Source organism: Bifidobacterium minimum (assembly GCF_000741645.1).
Taxonomy (GTDB): domain Bacteria; phylum Actinomycetota; class Actinomycetes; order Actinomycetales; family Bifidobacteriaceae; genus Bifidobacterium; species Bifidobacterium minimum.
In genome coordinates this window covers 125,944-132,174 of record NZ_JGZD01000004.1, presented here as the reverse complement: position 1 = coordinate 132,174, position 6,231 = coordinate 125,944, and the positions used below count along the sequence as shown (strand labels likewise).

At 63.8% G+C, this 6,231-nt stretch carries 5 protein-coding genes; 4 read left to right on the top strand and 1 reads right to left on the bottom strand.

The genetic code is table 11. The features are described 5' to 3' along the window. Window positions 1–37 precede the first annotated feature (37 nt). Complete coding sequence (gene gndA, locus BMIN_RS01165) at window positions 38–1,492, bottom strand: NADP-dependent phosphogluconate dehydrogenase (RefSeq protein ID WP_022861442.1); 1,455 nt, start codon at window positions 1,490–1,492, stop codon at window positions 38–40. Window positions 1,493–2,104: 612 nt separating this feature from the next. On the opposite strand from gndA, the gene nrdH reads away from it, so the two are divergent. The 4 genes from nrdH (at window position 2,105) to nrdF (ending at window position 6,209) form a co-directional block, all read left to right on the top strand. Beyond that, window positions 2,105–2,359, top strand: coding sequence for a glutaredoxin-like protein NrdH (gene nrdH / locus BMIN_RS01160; RefSeq protein ID WP_022861443.1), 255 nt, complete (start codon window positions 2,105–2,107; stop codon window positions 2,357–2,359). After that, window positions 2,356–2,874, top strand: coding sequence for a class Ib ribonucleoside-diphosphate reductase assembly flavoprotein NrdI (nrdI, locus tag BMIN_RS01155; RefSeq protein WP_022861444.1), 519 nt, complete (start codon window positions 2,356–2,358; stop codon window positions 2,872–2,874). Before nrdH ends, nrdI begins: the two co-directional genes overlap by 4 nt. A gap of 33 nt (window positions 2,875–2,907) precedes the next feature. Continuing rightward, on the top strand, window positions 2,908–5,103 hold the full coding sequence (nrdE, locus tag BMIN_RS01150; RefSeq protein ID WP_022861445.1) for a class 1b ribonucleoside-diphosphate reductase subunit alpha: 2,196 nt from the start codon (window positions 2,908–2,910) through the stop codon (window positions 5,101–5,103). Window positions 5,104–5,222: 119 nt separating this feature from the next. Continuing rightward, on the top strand, window positions 5,223–6,209 hold the full coding sequence (nrdF, locus tag BMIN_RS01145; protein ID WP_026647530.1) for a class 1b ribonucleoside-diphosphate reductase subunit beta: 987 nt from the start codon (window positions 5,223–5,225) through the stop codon (window positions 6,207–6,209). Window positions 6,210–6,231 lie beyond the last annotated feature (22 nt).

The window sequence follows — 6,231 nt, the reverse complement described above, 5'->3', positions numbered from 1 at the left end:
CGCGCCGCACCGCGGCCCGCGCCACCGCCCGGCGAGGCTACGCCTCGACCTCCGGGCGGCCCGGCTCAGCCCACAACGTGTGGAAAGCTCCGGGACGGTCTACGCGACCATAGGTATGCGCGCCGAAGAAATCGCGCTGCCCCTGGATCAGAGCCGCGGGAAGCCTGCCCGAGCGCAGCCCGTCATAGTACGCCAGCGAACTGGAGAACGCGGGAACCGGCAGGCCACCCTCGACGGCCTTCGCCACGACCCGACGCCACGATTCCTGGGCCTCGTCCACGGCCTTGCGGAAGTAGGGGGCGAACAGCAGAGACACGTCGGCGTCGCCCGATTCAAACGCGTCGGAGACGACGTTGAGGAACTGGGCCCGGATGATGCACCCACCGCGCCAGATGCGCGCGACCGCCGCAAGGTCGATGTTCCAGCCGTACTCCTTGGCGCCGGACATGATCTCGTCGAAGCCCTGGGCGTAGGCCACGATCTTCGACGCATACAGCGCATGCCGGATGTCCTCGATGACGGCATCACGATCGGCGGCGGACACGTCGAGACGAGCCTGCGGCCCCGACAGACCAGCCTTCGCCGCCGCCCCGCGCTGAACCGTCTGGCTGGACAGCCCGCGCGCGAACACGGCCTCGGCGATGCCCGTGACCGGAACCCCCAGAGTCAGAGCGGTCTGCACCGTCCACGTGCCGGTGCCCTTCATTCCGGCATGGTCGACGATCACATCCACGAGGGGACGGCCCGTGGCCTTGTCCACCTCATGCAGCACGTCGGCGGTGATCTCGATGAGATAGGAGTTGAGCTCGGTGCCGTTCCATGCCGCGAACACATCGCCGATCTCGGCGGGTTCCATGCCCAGACCGCGACGCATAAGGTCGTAGCTTTCCGCGATCAGCTGCATGTCGGCGTATTCGATGCCATTGTGGACCATCTTGACGAAATGCCCCGCGCCGTTCTCGCCGATATGGGTCACGCACGGCTCACCCTCGGCCACGGCCGCGATGGAGGTGAGGATCGGCCCCAGCGTGCGCCAGGACTCCTCCGTCCCACCCGGCATGAGGGACGGGCCGTTGAGGGCCCCCTCCTCGCCGCCGGAGACTCCGCAGCCGACGAAGTGCAGGCCACGGGCACGAATCGCCTTCTCGCGACGGATGGTGTCCTCGAAATACGAGTTACCGCCATCGACGATGATGTCCCCCGGCTCCATGGCGTCGGCGAGCTCGTTGATGACGGCGTCGGTGGGCGCGCCGGCCTTGACCATGATGATCGCCGTGCGCGGACGCTTCAGCGAGGCCACGAAATCGGCGACGGTCGCCGAGGGCACGAACTCACCGTCGTCACCGTGCTCCCTCACCAGTTTCTCGGTACGCTCGACGTGCCGGTTGTACAGCGCGACGGTGTTGCCGTGCCGTGCCAGATTACGTGCGAGATTGGAGCCCATGGCCGCCAGTCCGACGACCCCGATGTTTGCTGTTGCCTCAACGGCCATTGCGACGCCTTTCGAATAGATATGCCCGGCCCGTCCCCCCGACTCTCCCTGACTGCCGGCAGCGGAAGACATGGCCATACGGTCATCAGTCTACCGGGGACGCTCCACGCCCACCCGTCCCGCAAGGGGTATCGTCCCACGGCGAACAACTCCGCCGGAACACGGCGCCTCCCGAGCGACCGCGACCCGACGCCCCTGATCCCCATGCCGCGCCCCTGATCCCCATATCGAGCCGCATGATCAAAGCAACACCCATACACCCATATCCCCATATCCCCATACCGTGCCGCATCCGCCATCACGGCAACGGGCCACAGCTACGACGACGGCCGCAGGGACGATGTGATATATCAGACATTCGTGCGCACGGCCACGACGCCGCAAAATGCGGAACTGGCCTGAAATCGCCGAAACCACTACATTTAGTATGAAGGCAAACGACACGCCACTAGCTATGGTGCATTGACGACAAACAACATCCATGTAATCTTGCAATTCGAGCCACGGTCGAGAACCCTCGCCGACGGCATCCGCCCACGGCGGATGCACCGAGGGCCGACCACGGGCACGAACGTCGGATCGGAACCGTCAGAAACGAGGAACGAGGAAACCATGAACGAGGAAACCACACGCGTCACCGTGTACACCAAACCGCGCTGCCCGCAGTGCGAGGCGACGAAACGCCAGCTGACGCGTCAGGGCGTCGAATTCGACACGGTGGACATCACATCCGACCCCGCCATCCTCGCCGAGATCCAGGCGGCGGGATTCCGCCAGGCACCCGTCGTCATGACCGCGGACGCCTCATGGAGCGGATACCGCCCCGACCTCATCAGGGCGATCGCATCACAACCGGTATCCGCGTGAGTCTCGAACCCGCCAGCCGACCGGAGCGTCCGGCGTCCGGCGCCGCCATCGGCGCGGTCGTCTACTTCTCCTCCGCCTCCGAGAACACCTCGCGGTTCGTCGCGGGATGCCGGCTGGAGGACGAGGGGATCAACGTCTACCGAATCCCGCTGAGACCATCCGACCCCGCCCTGTCCGTGCGCGAACCCTACATCATCATGGTTCCCACATACGGCGGCGGCAATGCGAAGAAGGCCGTGCCGACCCAGGTCAAGCACTTCCTCAACGACCCGGACAACCGGGCGTTCATCAGAGGCGTCATCGCTTCGGGGAACACGAACTTCGGGGACGCCTTCTGCGCCGCGGGGAACATCATCGCCACCAAATGCGCGGTCCCCTTCCTGTACTACTTCGAGCTCCTGGGGACGCCCGAGGATCGCGACAAGGTCCGACAGGGGGTTCTCGACTTCTTCACCTCCATCAGCAAGCACGAGTCCGACAAGCAGAGGTCCGACCGTCAGCCCGAACGGGCCTGAACGACGATCCAGACAAGGAAAGGGACAGACCACATGGCCATCACCGACGACACGACACTGTCGATGGACAACACCGACGACCCGCAGACGGACGCTCTCGACGCGGCGCATGACTATCACGCGCTCAACGCGATGCTCAACCTCTACGCGCCCGACGGATCCATCCAGTTCGACAAGGACAAGGAGGCCGAACGGGCGTACGTCACCGGACACGTCGCCGCCAACACGGTCCACTTCGATTCCACGCGCGACCGTCTGAGCTACCTTCTGAAGAACGACTACTACAATCCCGCCGTGTTCGACCAGTACGACGACGGCTTCCTCGACTCGTTCTACGAGCATGTGGAGTCACTCGGCTTCGAGTTCGACACGTTCCTCGGCGCCTTCAAGTTCTACACGTCCTATGCCCTGAAGACCTTCGACGGCAAGAAGTACCTCGAGGACTTCCCGCAGCGCAGCGCGGCGGTGGCGCTCGAGCTGGCGGCCGGCGACGAGGCGCAGGCCACGAAATACGCGGACGAGATCATCTCGGGACGGTTCCAGCCCGCCACCCCGACCTTCCTCAATCTCGGCAAGGCCCAGCGCGGGGAGCCCGTGAGCTGCTTCCTCGTGCGCATCGAGGACAACATGGAATCCATCTCCCGCGGCATCAACGCGGCCCTGCAGCTGTCCAAACGCGGCGGCGGCGTGGCCCTGCTGCTGAGCAACCTGCGCGAGCTGGGCGCGCCGATCAAGCATATCGAGAACCAGTCCAGCGGCGTCGTGCCCGTCATGAAGCTTCTGGAGGACTCGTTCTCCTACGCCAACCAGCTGGGCGCCCGCCAGGGTGCCGGCGCGGTGTACCTCAACGCCCACCATCCCGACATCATGCGCTTCCTCGACACCAAGCGCGAGAACGCCGACGAGAAGATCCGCATCAAATCACTGGCGCTGGGCGTGGTCATCCCCGACATCACCTTCGAGCTCGCCAAGCAGAAGAAACCGATGGCGCTGTTCAGCCCCTACGACGTGGAGCGCGTGTACGGCAAGCCCTTCGCCGACATCTCCGTGACCGAGCACTACGACGAGATGGTCGCCGACGATCGCATCCGCAAGTCCTACATCGACGCCCGCGAGTTCTTCATGACGATCGCCGAGATCCAGTTCGAGTCCGGATACCCGTACATCCTGTTCGAGGACACTGTCAACCGCGCGAACCCCATCGAGGGTCGCATCACCATGAGCAACCTGTGCTCCGAGATCCTTCAGGTCCAGGAGCCCAGCACCTACAACGAGGACCTCACCTACAACCATGTCGGGCGCGACGTCTCGTGCAACCTCGGCTCGCTGAACATCGCGAAGGCGATGGACGGAGGTCTGGCCGACACCGTCGAAACGGCCGTGCGCGCGTTGACCTCCGTGGCCGAGCACACCCGCATCGACGCCGTCCCCTCCATCCGCCGCGGCAACGACGAGGGCCACGCCATCGGGCTGGGCGAGATGAACCTGCATGGATTCCTCGCCCGCGAGGGACTGATGTACGGCTCTCCGGAGGCTCTGGACTTCACCGACATGTACTTCATGACCGTGGCCTTCCACGCCTACAAGGCCTCCCACCGGATCGCCGTCGAACGAGGGCATCCCTTCGCGGGCTTCCCCACCAGCGACTACGCCAAACCTGCCGGGGAAGGCAACTACTTCGACAAGTACACGGACGGCCGCCGCTCGCTGGAGCCCGCGACCGACCGGGTGCGGACGCTGTTCGAGAGGTTCGGCGTGCGCATCCCCACGGTCGACGACTGGCGCGAGCTTCAGGCGGAGATTCTGCGCGACGGCATCTTCAACCAGAACCTGCAGGCCATCCCACCGACCGGATCGATCTCGTACATCAACCACTCCACCAGCTCGATCCACCCGATCGCCTCGAAAATCGAGATCCGCAAGGAAGGCAAGATCGGCCGCGTGTACTACCCCGCGCCGTACATGACCAACGACAACCTCGAGTACTTCAAGGACGCCTACGAGCTGGGATGGAAGGCCATCATCGACACCTACGCCGAGGCCACCCAGCACATCGACCAGGGCCTGTCGCTCACGCTGTTCTTCCCCGACACCGTCACGACCCGCGACCTCAACAAGGCCCAGATCTACGCATGGCGCAAGGGCATCAAAACCCTGTACTACATCCGCATCCGGCAGCAGGCGCTGGAGGGCACGGAGGTCCAGGGATGCGTGTCCTGCATGCTGTGAGCGGCGGACGGCCAGAAGTGACACATTGACAACACATGGTACAGAACATTGAAAGGACACCAGCGATGACCAACAACGCCACGGAGGATACGCTTGAGGCGACGTCCACGGTGGACCCGATGGAACGGTTCCCGCGACTGACGTACCATCCGGTCACACGAGTCCAGGCGATCAACTGGAACAAGATCATCGATCCTAAGGACAAGGAGGTCTGGGACCGGCTCACCGGCAACTTCTGGCTGCCCGAGAAGGTGCCGCTGTCGAACGACATCCCCTCGTGGGGCACGCTCAGCGAGGCCGAGCACACGCTCGTCATGCGCGTGTTCACGGGTCTGACGCTGCTGGACACCATCCAGGGCGTGGCGGGCGCGCCGAGGCTGATCCAGGACGCCATCACCCCCCACGAAAAGGCCGTTTTCTGCAACATCACCTTCATGGAGGAGGTGCACGCCAAGTCGTATTCCTCGATCTTCGAGACGCTGTGCTCGTCGAAGGAGGTGGACGAGGCCTTCGACTGGTCCGAGGAGAACCCCAATCTGCAGAAGAAGGCGCAGATCGTCCTCGACTACTACAACGGCGACGACCCGCTCAAGGTGAAGATCGTCTCCGTGCTGCTCGAATCCTTCCTGTTCTACTCGGGATTCTTCCTTCCCTTCTGGCTGTCCTCCCACGCGAAGCTGACCAACACCGCCGACATCATCCGCCTGATCCTGCGCGACGAGGCCGTGCACGGCTACTACATCGGCTACAAATACCAGATCGGTCTCGAGAAGCTCAGCCAGGAGAGGCGCGACGAACTGCAGGACTACACGTACGAACTGCTGCAGGACCTCTACGAGAACGAGGTCGAATACACCGAGTCCCTCTACAAGGACGTCGGACTCGTGGACAAGGTGCTCAGCTTCGTGCGATACAACGGCAACAAGGCGCTGATGAACCTCGGCTATCCGGCGCTGTTCACGCCCGAGGACACGCAGGTGGATCCGGCCATCCTCACCTCGCTCTCGCCCAACGCCGACGAGAACCACGACTTCTTCTCCGGCTCCGGCTCGTCCTACGTCATGGGCAAGGCCGTGGAGACCGACGACGACGACTGGGACTTCTAGAAAACCACGGTTCCGAAGTCGT